This is a genomic window from Lysinibacillus sp. GbtcB16 (genome assembly GCF_019091145.1).
Classification (GTDB): domain Bacteria; phylum Bacillota; class Bacilli; order Bacillales_A; family Planococcaceae; genus Lysinibacillus; species Lysinibacillus fusiformis.
Map to the genome: position 1 here is coordinate 765,344 of NZ_JAGXJV010000001.1, position 20,578 is coordinate 785,921.

The window sequence follows — 20,578 nt, forward strand, 5'->3', positions numbered from 1 at the left end:
TTGTGCTTAAAGCCAAGGTTCCAGCTTTTCCTTAATTTCCGATATATTCATCATATTGACGATACTCACAATGATTGCGTTGTCTTTCGCTAATTCATTCACAATATCAGCTGCACCTAAATAAATATCAGCTTTCTCCGCCTTTGCGGATGCTAAATCCGTATGGGTCACCTCCGCCTCTTTGCCCATAGACTCTAATGCCTTCTTTACATTTAATTCTAAAATAAAACTACTTCCTAATCCGCTACCGCACACGACTAATATTTTCATCCTGCTGACTCCTTTGTCGTATATTGTTTGATCTTCTCTCGTATGTCTTCTTCATGCTGACAAGCAATAAGGCTATCAATCTGATCCGGATGTTGTAGCACTAAGGTTAGATCAGCCAATGCCTGTAGATGTGATGTATGGTCGATTGCAGCTAAAACAATAATTAAAAAGACAGGCTGATTAGGGCTGAAAAAAACAGGCTGCTGTAAACGTAGCAAACTTACTGCTAAGGCATGAACACCGTCTGTTGGCCGTGCATGCGGAATAGCAACTTTCGGCGTAATGACGACATAAGGACCATATTGCTCAATGGATTGAATCATCGCATCGATATAGCGTTGTTCAATTTTATGTTGACGTATTAATGGATTGGCAGCTAAACGAATGGCTTCTTGCCAGGACTGAACAAAGTTTGCAACTTGGATACAATCCTTTGTCAGCAATTGGGTTAGCAAATACATTCCTCCTTTCTAATAAATATATCCCCATTGCATTTTATTACGGCGATCTGTGGAATTATGTCAGAACTGAAGACATTTTTAATCGCTGCGCTACTTCGTAAATCGACATTTTGACAAACTCATCAATGGTATTATCTAACCGCGTTTTAGGATATATAAATTGAATCTTTCTCCGAAGCGTCACATCCTGTAAATCCTTTTTCATTAGTAGACCCGATTTTAATTCTTCTTCAATTAAGGCAGCGGAAACGAAAGCCAAGTTCTTTCCGAAGGTCAGCATTTTTTTTATTGTACTTACCGAATCCAATTCGATGGTATAAGTAGAAGGCTGAAAGGGGTCCATCCACTTTTCGATGAAGTGATTCGTGGAGCTAGATGACGTATGCAATAACAGTTTATTTTTAAGAACATCCTCTCTCGTGATGAGCTTTTTAGAGGCGAGTGCATGTGTTGGGCTTAATGCTAAAACAAGGGCATCTTCTCCGATTGTCTCGTAATGAAGGGCAGTATTTTCCTGTTTAGTCTCCATAATGAGCCCAAAATCTAATTCTTGAAGGGCCACTTTATTTTCAATTTCCGGAGCTGTTTTCACCTCTAACGAAATACGAATCTCTGGATAAGCCATTGAAACTTGATGGATTAAATCGGGCATGAAAATATGTGCGGGTAATCCACTTGCCCCAAGTCGGAGGGAGCCGATATGCCCAGCTAAGAGGTTTTCAATAAAGCGATTCATATCCTTTTGGAGCTGTACAATTTGACGGGCATAATGATAAACACCCTCTCCCGCTTCAGTTAAGCGGTACCCGCCTGCATTTGTGCGAAATAATCGGATACCATATTCCTCCTCAATTGAACGAATATGAAAGGACACAGTTGGGGCTGTAATACCAAGTTCTTTGGCGACTGGAGCTAATTTTTTAAATTCAACGAGTAAGCAAAATGCCTGTAATTTTAAATTATTCATTTTATCCTCCTAAAGTAAATTAGAAAAAATATTGCATTCACTTAAGTTTATTAGATTTTTTTTAACGAGTTATTAATAGTAGATTAATATTTTCTAAATATGTGGAATTTATAGTAGGTAGTAACGAGGAGGATACTTATGAAAATCTCATTAACTAATATCGAGAAAAAATATGGACAATCTCAAGCATTATGGCCCATCAATGTTGAGTTAGATCAACAATTCATTACGATTCTCGGACAGTCAGGCTGTGGTAAAACAACTTTATTAAAATTGTTGGCAGGTCTTGAACAGCCAACGAAAGGGGAAATTCGATTTGATGACACTGTCATTTATTCTTCCGAATCTCGTAAAAATGTCAAACCGAATAAACGCAATATCGCCATGGTTTTTCAAGATTTTGCCCTATGGCCTCATATGACCATCTATCAAAATATCGCCTTTGGTTTAAAGGGGATTATTCCAAAGTCAGACATTCCAGCACGTGTAGAGCATGTGATGCACTTAGTAAAAATGCAAGGGTTTGAGAAACGGAAGCCAGGAGAGTTATCAGGCGGTCAGCAGCAACGCGTGGCACTGGCAAGGGCTTTAGCTACAAACCCTCAATTGATTTTATTTGATGAGCCATTATCTGCCCTAGATGCAGTGCTTCGAAAGCAAATGCAGGATGAAATTATGCAACTTATCCATGAGCTTGATTGCCAAGCCATTTTTGTTACTCACGATCAAACAGAAGCGATGACCATGTCAGATCAAATTATCATTATGGAAGAGGGAAGAATTGCACAAATCGGCTCCCCTGAAGAGATTTATCGTGCGCCAGCAACACCTTATGTAGCCGATTTTATTGGAAAAGTAAATTGGTTACACAATGGACAATCTATTGTGCGCCCTGAAGGTGTTTCTCGAATACAACGTCCAGGCACGATTGCTAAGCAAGCGAAGATTGTGAAAAGTACGTTTGTTGGAGACCGTTACCTAGTACAGGCTCAAGTGGAAGGAAAAGCGTGGAGCTTTTATGAGAATCAGCCACTAGAACATGGAAAACGACTACAAGTATTTATTGATGAAAATCAGATCTATCAAATGGAGGGTATACATTGAAAAAGCGACGTTTTAAATTATGGGCAACTGCGGGGATTCTACTAACATTGGCATTAGCTGGCTGTGGGAATAAACAGGCGGAGGAGGGGCAACAGGTAAGTGCAAAGACGCAAGAGGAGCAAGTATTAACCGTATATTCTGCGGGCCCTGATGGCTTAGCCGCAAATATTCAGCAAGCTTTTGAAGAAAAAACAGGTATTAAGGTTGAGATGTTTCAAGGTACTACAGGCAAAATTCTTTCTCGTTTAGAAGCGGAAAAAAATAATCCTGTAGCCGATATTGTCGTACTAGCCTCGGTAGCTTCTATGGATGGTCTTAAGGCAACTGACCAGCTACAAAGCTATAAAGATGCCGAAAATAAAGAGAACATCAATCCTACTTGGTCAGACGGAGAAGGGTATTATTTCGGCTACAGTGCCTCGGCCTTAGGTATTGCCTATAATACGAAAAATACAAAGCAGGCACCGACAGATTGGGCAGATTTAGCAAAAGCTGAGTGGCAAAACAAAATTAATATACCGGATCCAAGTTTATCAGGTTCAGCTGTCGATTTCTTATTTGGGTATACGGAAGCAGAGAAAACGGCATGGGCAACAGTGGATACGTGGAAGAACAATGGATTACAACTCAATGGCGCAAATAAGGAAGCGTTAGATGCAGTCATTACAGGTGAGAAAAATGCGACAATAGCAGGCGTTGATTATATGGCTTACAAAGCAAAAGCAGATGGTGAACCAGTGGAAATCGTCTATCCGAAAAGTGGTACGGTCGTTAGTCCTCGTGCTGTTGGTATTTTGAAGGATGCGAAACATGTTGAAGCTGCAAAGGCATATGTTGACTTTTTATTGTCAGATGAAGGACAAAAGCTTGTAGCAGATGCTTACTTATTACCAGGAAATAAGGAGATTGCGGTAAAAAATCGTGCGGCATTAGATGAAATTCCTCAACTACAAGTTGAGTGGGCAGGTGCTGAAGCCAAGCAACTTGATGTATTAACAAAGTTTATCGATTTATTTCGTTAACCGATAGGGAGGTACATAGTTCTCCGTTGAGTTTGCAAATAGAAGGGTTGAAGTAGTCATGATCATGGAAGGAAGACGAACGTTTGGATTTTTAATGACAATTGTCGTCGTATTTGCTATCGCTCCTTTAATGGCGATTTTGTTCTATACGTTTACAAAAGAGGGGCATTTTGATTTTTCACAGTTTAGCCGAATGTTTGCACATGAACGATTATGGCAGACACTTGGGAATTCAATAGGCTTAGGGATTTTCGTTATGTTAGGTACAACGTTAATTGCCTTTCCTATGGCATTTATACGAACGAAAACAAGCTTATATAAACATGAATGGCTCGATATTGTTTTAACCATTCCATTTATGACACCCCCTTATATTGGTTCTATGGGTTGGATATTGTTTATGCAGCATAATGGTTTTCTTCAACAATTAGTTCCGGGCGCTGCTTGGTTAACGGATTCATTCTTTTCCTTATTTGGAATGGTTATGATTATGAGCTTACACCTATTTCCGTTTTTGTATTTAATGTTAAGAAATACATTACTACGAATGAACGGTTCCTTTTTAGATGCAGCATTGATTTTCGGACGGAATCCGTGGAGAAATTGGGTCAAAATCGTTTTACCACTTATTCTATCAAGCTATGTTTTAGGAAGTTTACTGATTTTTATCAAAACGCTTGCGGAATTTGGAACACCAGCTACATTTGGTAGTCGTATTGGTTTTCAAGTATTTACAACAGAAATTCATTCGTATTTATCCAGATGGCCGGTCGATATTAGGATGGCGACCTCTCTGTCTTTATTTTTACTCTCGGTTTGTTTAGTCATTTGGTATTTCCAAAATTTAATGGGACGTAAATATACTTATGGTGTGCTTTCAGGGAAAAGTTCTGGAAAACGTGAGGTCACAGATAAATGGTATATAAGAGCCACATCATGGATCTTTGTAGGGTTGATCCTCTTATTATCTATTGGTATCCCTTATTTTTCAATTATCATCACCTCTTTGCAAAAGGTGCGAGGAGATGGTTTACAAGCAGGTAATTTTAGCTTTGCCTCCTATCAGGAGCTATTCACAGTTGGCAGTGCAGGATTAACAGCATTTTTAAATAGTATTGTTTTTTCCATCATGACGGCCGTGATCACAGCAATTATTGGCTTGCTTATGGCACTCTATATTAAGAAAGGGGAGACAAAGAAACAGCAAGTATTAGACTTCTTTAGCTTAATGCCTAATATTATTCCTGGTATTGTCTTTGTCGTAGGATTGATTATGTTTTGGAATGCTCCATGGCTTCCCGCAACCATCTATAACACAAAAACCATGGTTGTGGTGACATACTGTGTTCTTTTCTTACCCTATTCTGTACAGTATATTAAATCTTCGTTTTCTCAGTTAGATGCTTCCATATTTCAATCGGCAGCAATTTTTGGTCGTAGTAACTGGGATATTTATCGCAAAATCATCCTTCCGTTATTAATGCAGGGCATACTTACGGGTATGATGATGACCTTTATTATTTCGATGCGAGAGTTAGTGGCCGGTCTCTTAATTTTGCCACCTTCTGTTGAGACAGGCGCAACGTTTATTTATAGTCAATTTGAGCAAGGAAATGTAGGTGTTGGGATGGCTGTTGCCGTCATTACCGTCTTCATCACGGTGATTTTTATGTTTCTACTCGATTGGTTGCAAAAACGTGGAGGACAAGCACATGTTTAAGATTGAAATTTTAGGCGGGGTGGGGGAGTATGGGCGCAATTGCTTTTATATTGAAAATCAAGGGAAGGCGATTTTACTGGATTGCGGGGTGATGAAAAATTCACAAAAAAACCCACCAGCTATAACACTTAATCATGTAGAAAAACTAAAGGCAGTTTTTATTTCTCATTCCCATATTGACCATGTGGGTGCACTACCGCTACTTGAAGAGATGGGCTACAAAGGACCGGTTCTAATGAGTCATAAAACTTCTCAGCAGCTTCAACAACCTATTTCGCATATCCGCACTTTCCATCCAGATTCAAAAGGAACATGGACAAGGGTGAATGATTATTTGGCCTTTCAATGGGGATATAGTGGCCATTTAATTGGAAGTGTATGGTATAAAATTCGCCTTTTTGAAAAGGTAATTTTTTTCTCAGGTGATTATGTTCGTGATTCCTATTTACTCAAGGCCTCCTTACCAGTAGAAGATGGGACGATTTATGATGTAGCATTCATCGATAGTGGCCATATTGAAAAAAATATTGATAATCATGAGGTATTACGCAAGCTAGAAACTTATGTAAATGAACATCCAAACAACGCTTTTATTTTTCCATCATCCTTTTCAGGGAAAACCGTCGATATTGTTACCTATCTTGCTCAGCGAACTTCACGAGCCATTTGTATAGATACAAAATTACAGTCCCTGTTTAAACAGTATGAAGAAGAACCTGAAAATATTTGGCCGCACAGAATGACGTTACAAGTCGGTCACACGCAATGCTCTGGCAATGGTCATACACTCTATTTTATTAGGGAACAGGATGAAGCTCGACTTGAAGAACTAGCAAAGGAGCATCCGACGGCCATATTCATTCATACAGGGTATTCGCGTCCGTCATTCAGTCAGCATGTTTTAACGCAACCTTCTAAGGAATTTTTCTATAAAACCCATCCCGACTATCAGGATACAATTTCGCTATCGCAAAGTATCCATGCACGACAAACTATTTATTTTCACAGTCCACATACAAATTTAGAAACAACCATACAAAAGGAGGAAGTAAATAATGGCTAAATTAAAGAAATGGGCATTTTATATGTGCTTCATATGTTTGACAATTATTAGTATGATGTATATCCATCCAACAGAGGCAAATGCAGCAATAGAACCAGGGCATGAAATTAAGTTTAATATCAAATCAGACATTTTTACAGAATCAAATATAGCAAATGTTTTTCAAGCAACAAAAAAAGACGATGTAAAAATTTACTTCTATGATACTTCTGATAAAATGTTTCTCCAAAATGATTATATTCATCGCTTACGTGTATACAAGGGCAGTAATAAGATGGATATTACCTATAAAAAGCGTTTTCTTCATACACCGTTGAACGAAGCGATTGCTGAGGCAACAGATCATGGCTTTACGGGCTCAGAATCCAATTATAAATTTGAATTAGATATAAAGGGCGACCAGCGTACATTTACGATTAGTCGTAAAGAATCCTTGAAAACGACTTCAAATGTTTCTTACGATTCCGTAGATACACCTGCTGCTAAAAAACTTATCCTTGATTATTCACCTAAGAAAATTTTAAATTGGGATGCTGAAGCCTGGTATAAAAATGTATTATCTCAAGCTGTTGTCTACGGTCCTGCCAAAGCTACTACCTATAAAGGAAGCTTTTTAGGACATGACGCTGATATTGAGGTTTGGGCGTATAAAGGAGATATAATGGTCGAGCTTTCTACAAAAGTGGATGATAGCGCTCTAGCTGCTGTTATCGAACAGCAATGGTATGACCAATTATTATCCGCAGGCTATTTAAGTGAGGATCAACGTGGGAAAACAACATTTGTAATGGATAAATAACAAGCATTTTCATAAATTCGCGACATGTTGAAACAATGAGAAGGATAGACTGTCCTCATTGCTAGAAATGGAGCGAATTTTTTCTTGTAAAAAACAGTTGATAAAAAGTAGGTCCATATTTGTTCTAACTTTAATAATTTCGCTTACACTTACTATAGGACGAACTTTGGGTAATATGAGGGGGAATTGACATAGCTAAAAAAATGGGCATTGTTGCGCTATTATTTTTCGGTGTTTACGTGCTTTGTATGTACTGGTATATATTCCATAGTGGAGGAGGCAAAATACCAAGTGCTTTACAGGGAACTGTTGCTGATCCAGTAATGTTTATGTCTGGTAAGGAACTTTTTTTAAGTGGTGAATATTCAAAAATACGGAACTTTTTATTCTTTGTAGCTACTCCTTTGGAATGGCTTGTTTACTTCATGATATTACTGCTGGGGGTCTCACGTTATTTAGAGAAAGTGAGCACATCCCAAACAAAGTGGAAGCTTTTGCAAAATGCAGGCTATTTATTTTTATTGTCATTATTAGTATATGTCGTATTATTCCCAATGGACTATTATCGTTATTATCTCAGTAAAAGCTATGGCATTAGCACACAAGCATTTGGATCTTGGATGAAGGATGGTGTCATTGATTTTTGGGTGAACTTTGGAATGACCTTGATCATAGTGACAGTGCTCTATTGGCTCATTAAAAAGAGTGAGAAAAGATGGTGGCTCTATGCATGGCTATTAACCATCCCGTTCACAATGTTTGTGATGTTTATTCAGCCAGTTGTGATTGACCCTTTGTACAATGACTTTTATCCGTTAAAAAATAAAGAGCTGGAAACTAAAATATTATCACTTGCTACCCAGGCACATATCCCGGCAGAGCATGTTTACGAGGTGAATATGGCTGAGAAGACGAATGCCCTAAATGCTTACGTAACAGGGATCGGTAGCAATTCAAGAATTGTTCTTTGGGATACTACATTAAACAGACTGACGGATAATGAAATTTTGTTTATTATGGCGCATGAAATGGGTCATTATGTTGAAAAGCATATTTATTTTGGCATTGCAGGCTATCTCTTACTCTCTTTAGCTGGTTTATGGCTAACAGCTAAAATTATGCGACGCTTCGTTACACGATATGGACAGGTATTCAAAATTAATAAAATTAGTAATATTAGCTCCTACCCATTATTTTTACTAATTACCTCCATATTATTATTTGCTTCCAATCCCGTTTCTAATTACGTATCCAGATACCAGGAATCAAGGGCAGATCAATATGCGATTGACTTGATGAATGATCGCGAGGCGGCTGTAACGGCATTTCAAAAGCTAACGATTTCGGGCTTAAGCGAGGTCAACCCACCGCTTTTGGTGAAATGGTTCCGTTATACGCATCCTCCAATGCTAGAGCGTATTAATAACGTTGCTGATAAGGGCGAATACAAACAAGAGGGTCCTTTAAAGGAACAACAGAAGAAAAATAAGTAATTAGGTTTTCTCAGTAAGTAAGTTGGGTAGTCTATGGTAAAGATGTATCAAAATTTGGTCGTTTATAGGGGACATCATCATGCGTAATGTGATTATTATTACACTTTCTTCCATTTTAGTGGCCTTTGCTTATAATTTTTTGTTAATTCCTCATGAAATTTTAAGTGGGGGATTAAGCGGTATTGCCATTATGCTTGGGATTATTACTCCGCTGAATACCGGGGTGTTAAACCTACTACTGAACTTGCCCTTGCTTATTTTAGGTGTGATGAAGCTCGGGAAACGTTTTATTAGCTATACGATTTTATCGGTGGCTGTTTTATCAGTGAGTTTATATATTATCCCAATTTACAAGGCGACACAAGAGCCCATTCTTGCTTCCTTATTTGGTGGAGTCATCGTAGGTGTTGCCATGGGCTTGATTTTCCGAGCAGCAGGCTCCTCTGGGGGCTTCGATATTATTGCCATGCTATTAAGCCGTAAACGTGATTTTCCGCTTGGTACTTTAATTGCTGCTATGAATGGTATCGTAGTGGCAGCTTCGGGCTTTGTCTTTAGTTGGGATGCAGCGCTATTAACGCTTGTTTCCATTTATGCAACCGGAAAAGTAGTGGACACGATTCATACAAGTCATATTAAATTAACCCTTATGATTATTACGAATAAAGGCGAAGAGGTTAAACAGCAGTTATTAGAAAAGCTTCATCGTGGGGTAACGATTATCGATGCGAAAGGAGCCTATTCTGGCGAAGGCCGTCAAGTATTAATTACGGTTATTACACGCTATCAACTGGCTGATGTGAAAAGTACGATTAAAGAAACCGATCCTAAGTCGTTTGTGAATATTTTGCAAACAACCGAGGTGATGGGGATGTTTGATCGTGGTACAAGTAAATAACGCTATTCTCGACACATGTTTTCGATTATACTTACTATAATCGAACGTGTGTTTTTTTATTTTAGGGGTAACTAGTTGATCTTGAAAGGGGAATGGAAATGGAAAAGGAAACGATTCATGCAAATTGTCTTCAGCTGCAAGGAACAACGTATGACTATAAGGAAGAATGGCAAGCAGATCGCTATCATATAGGTGGAAAGATGTATGCCATGATTGGGGGAAATGCCACAGGTAGACCGGTACTAACGTTAAAATGTGAGCCTGCGCGAGCAGAGGAATTACGAGAAGCCTATGCCAGCATTATACCTGGCTACTATATGAATAAAACGCATTGGAACTCCATTTATATGGATGCTGAAGATGTCCCGATGGATTTGGTAGAGAATCTTATTAAGCATTCGTATGAACTTGTTTTCAATAAATTAACGAAAAAAGCACAGCAGGAAATTTACCTATTGGAAGCAAAACAATAACAAGACTCATATGAGTAAGGGATAGCGCATCTACCTTTATTATTGGTAAATGCGCTCATGTATGATCAATTATAGCCTCGCTCACCATAAGGATTTAGCGTGTCGAGCCATTTTTGCTCTAGCTTTTCAAGCTCTTTTTTGGCATTAAAATAACCCTCTTCCTTCTTCTTTAAATACTCAACGATTTTCACCTCGAAAGCATCTTGACCAAATGAATTGTAGTCCGCTTGAAGCTCCTTATTCGTATGTGTATTCGTTTTGAGCATAAATTGAAAACCATTTAAACGTTTCAAATTATTAAAGCTACCGACAAATACTTTATTTGTTTGTGTATTCGTCATTGTAAAAACGCCCGCTTCAATTTTCATGTCCTTATACATTTCTTTTAGCTCTTTTTTATGATCCATTTTAATTACCTGCCTTGTTATTTTTTAACCCAGTAAGCACTGCCGTCAGCTTGGCGGTCCAGAAAACCGTATTCAATTAAGTAACGGCGTATATGAACATAGTCTTCATACATGGGTTTGATGATTTCATTCAATTCTTTTTCCGTATATTGTTTTTCTTTGTCAAAAAGCATTGAGATGGCACGAAGTACTATAATTTTTTGTTTTTCACGCTTAGGAAAACGAACTAGCTCCTTACCAACACCATGTGGAAATAATTTCGCTAATACTTGTTGTTCTTCTGAGAGAGTGACATTATAGCGATCGTCAACCATTGTAGCTGTTTTATGAATAGACACAAACGTATCCTCCTTTCGATCTTGTTCCTTCAGTAATTCCATCATTACTAATAACGTCTTGGCTTGGCGTTCTTTTTCCTTTAATGCAAAACGGTGATGACGAATAGTCGTGGCACTGCCAATTTCTAATTCTTTTTTTATATCCTGATCTGATTTACCTTCATAAAATAAGCGTAAAATATGACTTTGATGCTCAGTTAAGCCGGTCATTTTTTTATTGAGTCCATTTAAGTAATGAAATACAGACTGGTGTGTAATTGTAATATGGTGCTGCATCATTTTTTCGGCTTCATACAGTAAGCCATCGTACGGGTAAATAATTCCTTTTTCTATTTCTTCTCCACATAGTAGACAAGTGAAATGTGTCTCATCGTCGATATAACCCTTTTTTAGATTATCGATAGGCGCTTGCCAAAATAGTTCATTTACATCCATTAGGAATCCTCCGTTAAAAACAAACAATTTTTATATTTGTTTGCTTATTTATTATTAAAATAACAAATTGTTTGTTATAAAGCAATAAAAAACACATCGTTTTCTAAACGATGTGTAAAAACGTTGGCAACTATTTATTTATATTTTCTTTTAAACAAAAGGATTGAGGCAATCGCTAGGATGAGTATTGTACCAACGATAATGAGGATGCTCGTTGAGGCACTAAGGGTATTACCATGAAGCTCATAGACAATACCATAATTAATTTTATAGTCATTCACATAGGAGACCGGTGTACCCTCAAAGACATTGGTAATGGAGCTTTCCATAAATGTGTTTCGTAAGAGTAATGTAGTATGACTAACCGGAAAATACATAATTAAATTTTGTGCAAAGCTTGGTAGAGCACCAAGTGGGACATAAACACCGCATAAAAATCCAAGTAGTGTACCGACAATAGTTCCTAATGTTGAGAAGGCATTTTGTGTCGACACAAACAAGGAAAGAAATAGATTCAAGACACTTGCGAGCAAGACAGATAATAAGATAATGCCAAGTACTTGAACAAAATGTGTAAGGCTTAAAAGCTTACCGCCTGTTGCTACTATAAAAATTTCACAGCCAATTAATGCGATAAAGGAAAAAATACTGCCAATTATTAATGCATTGAGCACATAGCTCATTTGTATTGTGGAGCGGGAAAGAGGGGCAGTTAAAAAATCGGCCATTGCCTTTGATTCCTGATCCTTTATGGCAATACCATATGCACCAAGTGTTGTTGAAACGGCAATCATCGATAGTAACCCTGCTACAACCCATTCGTTCACCATGGTAATTACTTCAGGTGTGGCTTCCGTGATTCGTTCAATTGCATCTACCTGCATTTTTTGGAGGAATACGGCGTAAAGCACGATGACGATAATTATCGATAGTAGAGAGAAGAACACTTGTGTTTTATCTCGCCTAAATACTTTACTATTTCGTTGTACTAAGCTTATTAGGGCTTCCATTATGCAACATCCTCCTCTGCCATAATATGAAGGAAGACATCGTCCATCGTTCCTTTAATTACTTCAAAGGAGGCGATGAGTGGCTCCGCTTTCTTTAAAAGGGAGAGAGCTTGTAGAGTGGACTCCAAACGGATTGTATAGATTTCCTGTTTCTCGGTATAGGAAATGGCGTGTTCCTCCAGCCATTTAACACCGTCTATTGGGTTATTGAAAACAACGGCCATAGAGTCGTAGGCATACTTTGTTTTCAACGCATCAGGCGTACCTTGTGCGACAATTTTTCCTGCCTTTAAAACAAGGACCTGATGGGCGACTGCCGCTTCCTCCATGTAATGGGTTGTTAAAAACACCGTCATATTCGTTTCGAGTTGAAGCTGCTTGATGGCCTGCCAAACTAATTGCCGTGTTTGGGGATCTAAGCCTGTTGTTGGTTCATCTAAAAATAAAATAGTGGGACGATGAATAAGTGCACGTGCAATGTCTGCTCGTCTTTTTTGACCGCCTGATAATGTTCCATATTTTTGCTTTTCAATATCCTCTAAATGCAAATAGGAGGAAACAAATTGATAGTTTTCAGTAAGCTGTGTTTTAGATAATCCATATGTTCTGCCTCGGTGTAGAACGTTTTCCTGCACAGTTAAACGATCGTCTAATAAGCTTTGTTGGAACACAACACCAATGGATTTACGGATATCTGCGTTATGATTGCTGACATCTAGTGTAAAGTTATTGATAGTGACATTGCCGCTGGATTTTTTTAATAAAGTACAAAGGATTTCAATTGTTGTCGATTTGCCAGCACCGTTTGCTCCTAAAAAAGCAAAGAGGGTACCTCGTTCTACTGTGAATGAAATGTCATTCACCGCATGATGATCACCATATTGTTTACATAAATTCTCAACTTTTATCGCGAGGGTCATCCAGATTATTCCTTTCTCTTTCGGATTTCTCGATTTATTTTTTCAATATCATTTAATTGAAGGATATAAAGAATACACCAAACGATGATGTAAATAACGGCTTCAGAAAGCAGCACATATTTCACACCAGAATGCATAAACCAACCACCAAAATAGCCAGCAATTAAAACACAGATTGTCACAGCGATTAAATGCAAAAGTAGCTGCGCCATAAAAGGAATTGATTCAATCTCAAAAATACCAGATATAAGTCCAATGGCAATGCCAAGTATGGCTGCAATTACAATTTGCTCTAGTAATTCTGTGCCTGACACCATCGCATTATTTGATAGGACGCTAAATGTCACTAAGACATAAGAAGAGCTAAGGGAAATGAGTAGTCCGATAATCATCATGCTTACATATTTCATGCTATAGATCCCTCCCAATACCTAAGTGTCGCTTCAATTCTTTTATATATTTACGACTAACATGAATGGTTACATCATTTTCAAGCAGTAATTGTGTTGTACCGATTTTGCCCATTTGAATAGAGGAGATTTTATGAATATTGACTAGTGTAGATTTACTTACTCGTACAAAGTCCTTAGAAAGCTGTGCCTCTAATTCATATAATTTTCGTTTAGACTCAAACTCTTGCTCATTCGTTTGTAAAAATACTTTGGCATCCTCTGCATAGATGGAATAAATATCAGAAATTTTTAAAAGATGAATTTCTTGTTGAAAGTACCCATCTAGCATAGTAGTTTGGGATGCTTGTAATTGCTGCATGAGTCTTTCAATTTGTTCGTTGTATTCTTTCGCATGTATATGAACCTCTGTTTCTTCAAGTTCATGGTGAATAGTTAAATGAATTTTCATAGGAGGCCTCCTTTACTTTCCCCAACAAAGGAGAAAACGCTGAATCAGGTAATAATAATGTAGCATAGAAAATTTTAGCAAAGGTAAATTATTGGATAAGAGGTTCAATTTTATCAATAACAGGTTAATTTTTAACGATAGCAAACCATACAAAAGTCGCTTCAATAGAAAAAAGGGTAAAGAAACGTCATAATATAGTTATCTAGTTGTAAGGGGTTGCTAGTATGTTTGTTTTGAGTAAGCATATTTTGATCACATTATGTATTGGCCTAATAGGTGCTGTCGTTTTTCAACTACTTCATATACCAATGGCTTGGTTGCTAGGCGCGATTACAGCAGTACTTATTGTGCAATTGTCGACCAACGTACAATTGAGATGGCACTCTTCCTTCCGTAATTTTGGCTTAGTCGTAGCAGGCTATTCTATTGGCTTTGCCTTTACTCCAGAAGCGGTGCAGGATATTAAGCTTTTTTTAGGGAGTATTGTCGTTATAAATGTGATTTTTATATTATTATTTTTTGGTGTCAGTTATTTAGTAGCCAAACGTACAGATTTGGATTTTGCAACGGCATTGACATGCTGTGTACCTGGTGGCATGGCACAGGTTGTGGCTTTTGCTGAGGAGCAAGGCGATATGGATATGGTGGTCATTACATTCTTTCAAATCCTCCGTGTTCTTTTAATCGTCGGCTTTGTCCCGCTAATGTTGACAGATGTTGGTGGAAACAGCACTATGAACAACGGAATGTATACATGGGGCCTTATCGGTATACTAATTGTTTGTGGCTTAGCAGGATGGATTGCTCAAAAGCTTAAAATTCCAACAGGTTATATGCTCGGCCCAGTATTTTTATTGATGGGTATTAATATGGTGGGGATAGAAGTGCCTAGAATACCCATATCTCTTCTACATATTGCTCAATTGATGGTTGGAATCCATATCGGGTTATTGTTGAAAAAAGAAGATTTACATTTATCAAAGAGGCATATTTTTTATGCATTTGTATCAGCTGGCATTTATATAGGAGCAGCGTATGGCTTAACATTTTTAATGAAAAGTTTATACAGTCTCGACTTTAAGACAGGCTTTTTAAGTATTGTGCCTGGGGGACTTGATCAAATGGGGATTATTGCGGCTTCTGTACATGCCAATGTGACAATCGTCACAGCTTTTCAACTCTTCCGAATCCTAGTGATTTCAATTTTCCTTGTGCCTGTGGTCAAAATGTTTGTAAAAAAAGTGAAAACATGAGGGATAGTGATCAACTAATCCCTCATGTTTTTTTGCTGGTCGATTTAATATTTAAATTGATGGATTAAATCTTGCAATGTTTCGGCATTCGCTGTTAGCTGTGACGCTGCCTGATTAATATCATCCATTGATAGAAGATTTGTTTCAGCAATTTGTGTGACGATTTTTGATTGTTCGCGAGCATCCATAGCAATTTCAGCCATAATTTGTGTTGAAGCATTCGCCTGTTCAATTCTTGCATACAGCTCTTCGGCAATGCCTGACACCTCTTGAATTTTGATTGTTACAAGAGACACCTTTGTAGTAATGTCTGCAAAAGCCTGACTAGTTGTGTAGACTACCTCTGCGCTTGTAGTGGCCTCTTGCTTACTTTGCTGCATATACACCCGTGCTTCCTTAGACAGTTGTTGCATCGTATGAATCGTCTCTGTAATTTCTGCTGCGGAGGTTTTGGATTGTTCGGCAAGCTTCCGAACCTCTTCTGCAACCACTGCGAAGCCCTTGCCATGTTCGCCTGCACGAGCCGCCTCGATCGATGCATTGAGGGCTAATAAATTCGTTTGATCAGCGATGGCATGAATGACCTCCACAATCTCATCTATTTTATTGGCATGTGTATCAAGTGCTGCAATGGCTTCTGCACTTTCCTGAACGGCATTGGTCATAGCATGCATTTGAAGCTGCATATTATGTGCGGCATCCTCACCATGCCTAGCTGTATCGAAGGCTTCCGACGCATAGGAAGATACCTCACTATTAGTTTCTGTAACTAGTTGAATTCCACCTGCAATATCTTCCATCGCTTCGGCATTCTCATGAGCACTATGCTTTTGAGTACTTGCACCACTTGCAAGCTCCTGCATATTGGCTGTTAATTGCTCCGTTGTTGTCGTGGTAGAACCTGCCGTTGCAGATAATTCCAGTGAGGATGCAGACACTTGATTGGCTGTTGCATCTACTTGTTGTATCATACTACGTAAAGTTGCCAGCATGGCATTAAACGACTCTGCCACATGGCCGATTTCATCCTTTGATTGTACTAGTAGCTGCTGTGTCAAATCACCTTTACCAGCAGAGATCGTTTCTAACTGGATGTTTAATTGCTTTAAAGGTCTAACAATGCCACGAATAAAGAGCATGCCTGCAATGACTGCAATAAGGGCTGAGATGACAGCGATAATCCCAGTCTTTACTAACATCTTTTGTGCGACTACATCAATATCAGCGGAAGGTACCCCAGCAAAGAACATGCCAATCGTTTCGCCGTTATTATTTTTAATGGGCTCGTATTTTGTAAAATAGGGGTTGCCTAGCACTTCGGCAGTACCAGTGTACGTTTTCCCTTGCTGTAAAACAGTGTCAGCTACTTTTGGGTCGACCGTTGTTCCAATAGCACGTTGTCCATCTACGACAATATTTGTATTAATTCTCGTTTCCCCAGCGAAAATTGTAATGGCAGCCTGTGATAATTCTCCTAAAGTATCAATAAGTGCCGTTTCATTGGCTACGTTTACATTGCCTTTGTAAAGCTCGCCATTTTTTAATTGCCATTCACCAGGTAATGTTTGGTCGAGGTTAAGTATACTTAAATCTAAAATTTGATGGAGTCTTGTATTGTACTCATCTCGTAATGTTTTTTTCATTTCGGCTGTGTTCATAAGACCTATAGCAATGAGTACAAATCCAATAATAACCACAATTAATAAGCTCATTTTCTTTTGAATATTTAGCTTTTTCATGAATTGTCCCTCCACATTCTCCGTGAAAAACCCTATTACCAATCACCTAAATATTGATATAATTTGGGAAAAAATTTCTATTTTTTATTAGTATATAACTAGTGTGCCAGTTTGTATATTTATAAAATAAAATGATTGTTCATTTATCCCCTTTTCAAATAATCTGAAAAATGGTATTATATGTTTAACTATATTGAACGGAGGTGAAAAAGAATGAATAAAAACGCTACGGACACATGTATAAAAGTGGATACAGCTATGTATTTTGCACGTGTCATTACTTTCGATTTTGCGAACAACGGGATAGGTCTGTCCATTTTTAAGCAAAATCAAATAACTAACGTAGCGAATTAACCATTCTTTTTCACACATTTTAATGAGAAAAAGACTGCTTGTTAATGAGCAGTCTTTTTTGTGTTGTCAAGATGTTTTCGCGCGTTTCATTGGAGGAAAAAACGATGCAAATGAAAGCTGAGCAAATACAAAAAATTATGGGTGGCAATATATTATTTGAGAATTTACAACTGGAGGTAAATAGTGGGGAGCATGTTGCTATAGTTGGGGTAAATGGTAGTGGTAAGACTACTTTATTGCAGCTTCTATCGGGTGTAGATTTTCCCGATCGGGGACGTATCATAAAAAGTAAAGATGCCACAGTCGGTTATTTACATCAAATACCAAATTATCCAGGTCATTCAGTAAAGAAAGTGCTAGAAGAGGCATTTGCTGATATTTATGCATTAAGGGCTAGAATGACAATACTTGAGCAAGAGATGCAGTCAAACGTAACGGATAAAATTTTATGGCAATATGGGCAAGTACAGGAGCAGTTCATGCTACAGGGGGGCTATGAGGTGGAGGCCCAATTAGCGATGATTGCAAATGGGCTAGGCATTCTGGAAATGTTGGCACAGCCATTTAGTAGTTTAAGTGGTGGAGAGAAGACGAAAGTAATGCTCGGGCAAATTTTATTAAGCCAGCCAGCTATTTTATTGTTAGATGAACCAACGAACCATCTTGATATGCAGGCAATCGAATGGCTTGAAAATTACGTACGCAGCTTTGAGGGAATTGTCATTGTCGTCTCTCATGACCGTCATTTTATGAATCAGATTGCACATAAAGTCATTGAAATTGAAGATGGAGAGGCCTTTACGTATACAGGTAATTACGATGCTTTTATAGCGCAAAAAGAGGCAAAGATTGAACAGCAATTTGCTGATTATGAAGAGCAGCAGAAGAAAATTAAGAAAATGCAAGAAACGATTAAACGATTAAAACAATGGGCTAATGAAGCAAATCCACCAAACGCTTCTATGCATAGACGTGCGAAAAGTATGGAAAAAGCATTAGCACGTATCGAACGGGTGAAGAAGCCTATATCAAAAAAGAAAATGAATCTCGCTTTAACGATGGCTGAACGCAGCGGCAAAGAGGTAGTGCAATTACAAGACATTTACCACGGCTATGAGAAGCCTTTATTGATAGACAGTAACCTAGCTGTCTACTTTGGAGAAAGACTAGCGATTGTTGGGAACAACGGTAGTGGTAAATCAACGTTATTAAAAATGATGTTAGGGGAAATCGTTCCTAATCGCGGTGTTTGCCATGTAGGTAGTAATGTGAAAATTGGTTATCTATCACAGCAACTGGAACATAAAAATCCAGCTATCCGATTAATTGATGCGTTTCGTGAAAATGTAGCGGTGTCTGAGGCCGAAGCACGCCATATTCTCGCGCGATTTTTGTTCTATGGCTATGATGTCTTTAAAAAAGTGAAGAATTTAAGCGGTGGAGAAAAAATGCGCCTTCGGTTAGCTCAATTAATGCATGAGGATATTAATGTGCTCATTTTGGATGAACCCACGAACCATTTAGATATTGAAGCAAGAGAGGTATTGGAGGATACGTTAGAAACCTTTGAGGGAACCATTATTGGTGTGTCTCATGACCGCTACTTCTTACAAAAAATATTTACAAAAACAGCATGGCTGAAGGATCAAACTATTCATGTTTTTGAAGGAGACTATGAGTGGGCTAGACAAAAACTTGAGGAACTCTCGAAGAAAATAGTAGTTGAAAATGAAGTGGCGCCTAAAATACAATCTGTCAAAAAAGAGCTATCGCTTGAGCAACAAATTGAAAAACTAGAGGCAAAACTAGAGGAACCTTCACTTGCTAAAGAGCAACGGCAAAAGCTCAAACAGCAAATAGAGGAATTATATGAAAAATGGATGGAAGAGGGAACGGAACATGCTTAATTTAGAACGCATTATGCAGCTTGATATAGATTATGTAAAGAGTTTTAGTGAAATGGAGCCATGTAAAGAAGGCGTTTTATTCTATAATAAAGCAATCCCGACTTATTATGATGCTAATCATGCACATGTTTGGCGAAAGATCGAAAAACCTGCTCAGTTTTTAGAAGATATAAAAACGTTCTATCAATCTCAGTCGCTTATCCCACGGCTGTATTTATATAATCTTGAGGATAATCAAGCGTGTATAGAGGCTTTAGAGATGCATGGCTTTCAATATGAGCAGTTCGTCAATGAAATTCAGTGCTGGAATGGTGAGTTTCGTCAACTCTCACCACTTCCAACGATCCAAATTGAACGGGTAACAGATGCAAATATGAACGAAGCCTTGGCAGTGGAAATGAGCATTTCTGCTTTTGGAGATCCTGAATTAATTAAAATGGCCTTTGAGCAAGCGTATTATTCGCCAAGCTTTACGTACTATTTATTAAAACTTGATGGGGAGCCATGCTGCTCTGCTAGTATATTTGTGTCAGAAAATCAAGGAAGGATTGAGAGTGTAGCAACCATTGAAAGCCATCGAGGTCGTGGTTTAATCGGCTATATGTTGCAGCATATCCAGCAGCAGTCAGTGAATCAGAAGCTTGAGCAGCTTTGGATATGGCCAATTAACGATCAAGTTGCTAAAGTCTATGATAGGTCTAACTTTAAATCGGTTGGATCCATTGCCTCCATTCATGCATTTACAGAAGGTAAAAGTATTCAAGATATACGACAAAACTCTTAATCTAACATATAATTTTCGCTATGAATTCGTACAAATGGTCAGAGGTAGGGGCCATCTTATTAGGGCTTGTTGTTCTTATTTTACTGGTGGAGTATATTTCAAATCGTCCACGTACTAAACTGGTTAAAGGATAAAATTTTTAGAAGGTAATAGTTAGTAAAATTCCTGAATAGTATCGACTATTCAGGAATTTTGATTTATTCTTATAAAAGAGGAATTTTCATTGATTATAAGTTTTTTACTTGAAAAAATACCGTATTCGATTTATTGTCTTTAGAGATACTTGTATATGGACTTGGA

At 38.1% G+C, this 20,578-nt stretch carries 22 protein-coding genes; 12 read left to right on the forward strand and 10 right to left on the reverse strand.

Annotation, left to right across the window (positions count from 1 at the left end):
- Positions 1–6 precede the first annotated feature (6 nt).
- The 3 genes from KVT27_RS03730 to KVT27_RS03740 are packed head-to-tail and all read right to left on the reverse strand — an operon-like array spanning position 7 to position 1,698.
- Entirely contained in the window at positions 7–270 is a 264-nt protein-coding gene (locus tag KVT27_RS03730; protein WP_036147608.1) for a PTS sugar transporter subunit IIB, read from the reverse strand.
- Positions 267–731 (reverse strand): PTS sugar transporter subunit IIA, encoded by a 465-nt coding sequence (locus KVT27_RS03735; RefSeq protein WP_217580732.1) that lies wholly within the window; start codon positions 729–731, stop codon positions 267–269. Before KVT27_RS03735 ends, KVT27_RS03730 begins: the two co-directional genes overlap by 4 nt.
- 55 nt (positions 732–786) lie before the next feature.
- Positions 787–1,698, reverse strand: a complete 912-nt coding sequence (locus tag KVT27_RS03740; protein WP_217580734.1) for a LysR family transcriptional regulator — start codon at positions 1,696–1,698, stop codon at positions 787–789.
- A gap of 138 nt (positions 1,699–1,836) precedes the next feature.
- Between KVT27_RS03740 and KVT27_RS03745 the strand changes: the two genes are divergently transcribed.
- The 8 genes from KVT27_RS03745 (at position 1,837) to KVT27_RS03780 (ending at position 10,270) form a co-directional block, all read left to right on the forward strand.
- Positions 1,837–2,802 carry an ABC transporter ATP-binding protein gene (locus tag KVT27_RS03745; RefSeq protein WP_217580736.1) on the forward strand — a complete coding sequence of 322 codons (966 nt, stop codon included), beginning with the start codon at positions 1,837–1,839 and terminating at the stop codon, positions 2,800–2,802.
- Positions 2,799–3,824: an ABC transporter substrate-binding protein gene (locus KVT27_RS03750; protein ID WP_217580738.1), complete on the forward strand. Its 1,026-nt coding sequence runs from the start codon at positions 2,799–2,801 to the stop codon at positions 3,822–3,824. Before KVT27_RS03745 ends, KVT27_RS03750 begins: the two co-directional genes overlap by 4 nt.
- Before the next feature lie 58 nt (positions 3,825–3,882).
- Positions 3,883–5,544 carry an ABC transporter permease gene (locus KVT27_RS03755; protein ID WP_217580740.1) on the forward strand — a complete coding sequence of 554 codons (1,662 nt, stop codon included), beginning with the start codon at positions 3,883–3,885 and terminating at the stop codon, positions 5,542–5,544.
- The gene (locus tag KVT27_RS03760; protein ID WP_217580742.1) at positions 5,537–6,607 is read left to right on the forward strand and encodes an MBL fold metallo-hydrolase; all 1,071 of its coding nucleotides are present in this window, start codon (positions 5,537–5,539) and stop codon (positions 6,605–6,607) included. The genes KVT27_RS03755 and KVT27_RS03760 overlap by 8 nt, the downstream gene beginning before the upstream one ends.
- On the forward strand, positions 6,600–7,406 hold the full coding sequence (locus tag KVT27_RS03765; protein ID WP_217580743.1) for a hypothetical protein: 807 nt from the start codon (positions 6,600–6,602) through the stop codon (positions 7,404–7,406). The genes KVT27_RS03760 and KVT27_RS03765 overlap by 8 nt, the downstream gene beginning before the upstream one ends.
- 191 nt (positions 7,407–7,597) lie before the next feature.
- Positions 7,598–8,899, forward strand: a complete 1,302-nt coding sequence (locus KVT27_RS03770) for a M48 family metallopeptidase (RefSeq protein ID WP_036124464.1) — start codon at positions 7,598–7,600, stop codon at positions 8,897–8,899.
- A 79-nt stretch (positions 8,900–8,978) separates the two neighbouring features.
- Entirely contained in the window at positions 8,979–9,797 is an 819-nt protein-coding gene (locus tag KVT27_RS03775) for a YitT family protein (RefSeq protein WP_008174345.1), read from the forward strand.
- Between the two features lie 98 nt (positions 9,798–9,895).
- Entirely contained in the window at positions 9,896–10,270 is a 375-nt protein-coding gene (locus KVT27_RS03780; RefSeq protein ID WP_036147616.1) for an MmcQ/YjbR family DNA-binding protein, read from the forward strand.
- A 65-nt stretch (positions 10,271–10,335) separates the two neighbouring features.
- Here the strand turns inward: KVT27_RS03780 and KVT27_RS03785 are convergent, their stop codons facing one another.
- The 6 genes from KVT27_RS03785 to KVT27_RS03810 form a co-directional block, all read right to left on the reverse strand.
- Positions 10,336–10,677, reverse strand: a complete 342-nt coding sequence (locus KVT27_RS03785; RefSeq protein ID WP_217580744.1) for a GIY-YIG nuclease family protein — start codon at positions 10,675–10,677, stop codon at positions 10,336–10,338.
- 17 nt (positions 10,678–10,694) lie between these two features.
- Positions 10,695–11,450, reverse strand: coding sequence for a DUF2087 domain-containing protein (locus tag KVT27_RS03790; RefSeq protein ID WP_031417937.1), 756 nt, complete (start codon positions 11,448–11,450; stop codon positions 10,695–10,697).
- Between the two features lie 134 nt (positions 11,451–11,584).
- The gene (locus tag KVT27_RS03795; protein ID WP_217580745.1) at positions 11,585–12,460 is read right to left on the reverse strand and encodes an ABC transporter permease; all 876 of its coding nucleotides are present in this window, start codon (positions 12,458–12,460) and stop codon (positions 11,585–11,587) included.
- Entirely contained in the window at positions 12,460–13,380 is a 921-nt protein-coding gene (locus KVT27_RS03800) for an ABC transporter ATP-binding protein (protein WP_217580746.1), read from the reverse strand. The genes KVT27_RS03795 and KVT27_RS03800 overlap by 1 nt, the downstream gene beginning before the upstream one ends.
- A 5-nt stretch (positions 13,381–13,385) precedes the next feature.
- Positions 13,386–13,790 carry a DUF3021 domain-containing protein gene (locus KVT27_RS03805; RefSeq protein ID WP_025114246.1) on the reverse strand — a complete coding sequence of 135 codons (405 nt, stop codon included), beginning with the start codon at positions 13,788–13,790 and terminating at the stop codon, positions 13,386–13,388.
- A 1-nt stretch (position 13,791) separates the two neighbouring features.
- A complete protein-coding gene (locus KVT27_RS03810; RefSeq protein ID WP_089985532.1) occupies positions 13,792–14,241 on the reverse strand; it encodes a LytTR family DNA-binding domain-containing protein in 450 nt (149 codons plus the stop codon).
- A gap of 224 nt (positions 14,242–14,465) precedes the next feature.
- On the opposite strand from KVT27_RS03810, the gene KVT27_RS03815 reads away from it, so the two are divergent.
- Positions 14,466–15,494 (forward strand): AbrB family transcriptional regulator, encoded by a 1,029-nt coding sequence (locus tag KVT27_RS03815; RefSeq protein ID WP_217580747.1) that lies wholly within the window; start codon positions 14,466–14,468, stop codon positions 15,492–15,494.
- Positions 15,495–15,538: 44 nt separating this feature from the next.
- Here KVT27_RS03815 and KVT27_RS03820 read toward each other — a convergent pair whose 3' ends face one another.
- Positions 15,539–17,233, reverse strand: a complete 1,695-nt coding sequence (locus KVT27_RS03820) for a methyl-accepting chemotaxis protein (RefSeq protein ID WP_217580748.1) — start codon at positions 17,231–17,233, stop codon at positions 15,539–15,541.
- 213 nt (positions 17,234–17,446) lie between these two features.
- Between KVT27_RS03820 and KVT27_RS03825 the strand changes: the two genes are divergently transcribed.
- From KVT27_RS03825 to KVT27_RS03835, 3 genes are all read left to right on the forward strand, one after another.
- A complete protein-coding gene (locus KVT27_RS03825; RefSeq protein WP_008174324.1) occupies positions 17,447–17,587 on the forward strand; it encodes an RAxF-45 family protein in 141 nt (46 codons plus the stop codon).
- A 104-nt stretch (positions 17,588–17,691) separates the two neighbouring features.
- Positions 17,692–19,494 (forward strand): ribosomal protection-like ABC-F family protein, encoded by a 1,803-nt coding sequence (gene abc-f, locus KVT27_RS03830; protein WP_217580749.1) that lies wholly within the window; start codon positions 17,692–17,694, stop codon positions 19,492–19,494.
- A complete protein-coding gene (locus tag KVT27_RS03835; RefSeq protein ID WP_217580751.1) occupies positions 19,487–20,278 on the forward strand; it encodes a GNAT family N-acetyltransferase in 792 nt (263 codons plus the stop codon). The genes abc-f and KVT27_RS03835 overlap by 8 nt, the downstream gene beginning before the upstream one ends.
- The last annotated feature ends 300 nt before the right edge of the window (positions 20,279–20,578 follow it).

Bases quoted from the DNA above. Each gene is read 5' to 3' on its own strand.
- KVT27_RS03730 (WP_036147608.1), bottom strand. From the start codon at position 270: ATGAAAATATTAGTCGTGTGCGGTAGCGGATTAGGAAGTAGTTTTATT.
- KVT27_RS03735 (WP_217580732.1), bottom strand. From the start codon at position 731: ATGTATTTGCTAACCCAATTGCTGACAAAGGATTGTATCCAAGTTGCA.
- KVT27_RS03740 (WP_217580734.1), bottom strand. From the start codon at position 1,698: ATGAATAATTTAAAATTACAGGCATTTTGCTTACTCGTTGAATTTAAA.
- KVT27_RS03745 (WP_217580736.1), top strand. From the start codon at position 1,837: ATGAAAATCTCATTAACTAATATCGAGAAAAAATATGGACAATCTCAA.
- KVT27_RS03755 (WP_217580740.1), top strand. From the start codon at position 3,883: ATGATCATGGAAGGAAGACGAACGTTTGGATTTTTAATGACAATTGTC.
- KVT27_RS03760 (WP_217580742.1), top strand. From the start codon at position 5,537: ATGTTTAAGATTGAAATTTTAGGCGGGGTGGGGGAGTATGGGCGCAAT.
- KVT27_RS03765 (WP_217580743.1), top strand. From the start codon at position 6,600: ATGGCTAAATTAAAGAAATGGGCATTTTATATGTGCTTCATATGTTTG.
- KVT27_RS03775 (WP_008174345.1), top strand. From the start codon at position 8,979: ATGCGTAATGTGATTATTATTACACTTTCTTCCATTTTAGTGGCCTTT.
- KVT27_RS03780 (WP_036147616.1), top strand. From the start codon at position 9,896: ATGGAAAAGGAAACGATTCATGCAAATTGTCTTCAGCTGCAAGGAACA.
- KVT27_RS03785 (WP_217580744.1), bottom strand. From the start codon at position 10,677: ATGGATCATAAAAAAGAGCTAAAAGAAATGTATAAGGACATGAAAATT.
- KVT27_RS03790 (WP_031417937.1), bottom strand. From the start codon at position 11,450: ATGGATGTAAATGAACTATTTTGGCAAGCGCCTATCGATAATCTAAAA.
- KVT27_RS03795 (WP_217580745.1), bottom strand. From the start codon at position 12,460: ATGGAAGCCCTAATAAGCTTAGTACAACGAAATAGTAAAGTATTTAGG.
- KVT27_RS03800 (WP_217580746.1), bottom strand. From the start codon at position 13,380: ATGACCCTCGCGATAAAAGTTGAGAATTTATGTAAACAATATGGTGAT.
- KVT27_RS03805 (WP_025114246.1), bottom strand. From the start codon at position 13,790: ATGAAATATGTAAGCATGATGATTATCGGACTACTCATTTCCCTTAGC.
- KVT27_RS03810 (WP_089985532.1), bottom strand. From the start codon at position 14,241: ATGAAAATTCATTTAACTATTCACCATGAACTTGAAGAAACAGAGGTT.
- KVT27_RS03815 (WP_217580747.1), top strand. From the start codon at position 14,466: ATGTTTGTTTTGAGTAAGCATATTTTGATCACATTATGTATTGGCCTA.
- KVT27_RS03820 (WP_217580748.1), bottom strand. From the start codon at position 17,233: ATGAAAAAGCTAAATATTCAAAAGAAAATGAGCTTATTAATTGTGGTT.
- KVT27_RS03825 (WP_008174324.1), top strand. From the start codon at position 17,447: ATGAATAAAAACGCTACGGACACATGTATAAAAGTGGATACAGCTATG.
- abc-f (WP_217580749.1), top strand. From the start codon at position 17,692: ATGCAAATGAAAGCTGAGCAAATACAAAAAATTATGGGTGGCAATATA.
- KVT27_RS03835 (WP_217580751.1), top strand. From the start codon at position 19,487: ATGCTTAATTTAGAACGCATTATGCAGCTTGATATAGATTATGTAAAG.